This window comes from Tardiphaga robiniae (assembly GCF_013359755.1).
Lineage (GTDB): Bacteria > Pseudomonadota > Alphaproteobacteria > Rhizobiales > Xanthobacteraceae > Tardiphaga > Tardiphaga robiniae.
Window position 1 is genome coordinate 1 of record NZ_JABMCJ010000029.1, and the last position, 388, is coordinate 388.

The window sequence follows — 388 nt, forward strand, 5'->3', positions numbered from 1 at the left end:
CCCGAAGGGCCATGATTACGCCAGTTGTACGGACACGAACTCATCAGGGTCAGCCAGCAGCATCAGCGGTGCTGACTGAATCATGGTGAACTCACGCGCCGGATCGCCGGTGGTCACCCAGTTTTTCGGGTAACGGGCAGAGGCGTTAATGCCTTCGCGCTGTGCGTCCGCATCCTGAATGCAGCCATAGGTGCGCAGACCGCGTGCCTGAGTGTTCCCCAGCACCATCGTGTTGTCCGGCAGGAAGTTCTTTTTGACGCCGTTTTCCACGTACTGTCCGGAATACACGACGATGGCCACATCGCCATACATCCCCTTATAGGACACCGCTTTGCCCAGGTCTTTCACCGCTGTCTCCAGCTCGGAATTAGAGCCACGACGGGTATCC

The 388-nt window shown here is 58.0% G+C and carries 1 protein-coding gene; it reads right to left on the reverse strand.

Features of this window, described 5'->3' with window-relative positions; all coding sequences use genetic code 11:
• Positions 1–15: 15 nt before the first annotated feature.
• Positions 16–388 (reverse strand): major capsid protein (locus HP556_RS00135; protein WP_175365470.1); only part of this gene is annotated, 373 nt, incomplete at its 5' end.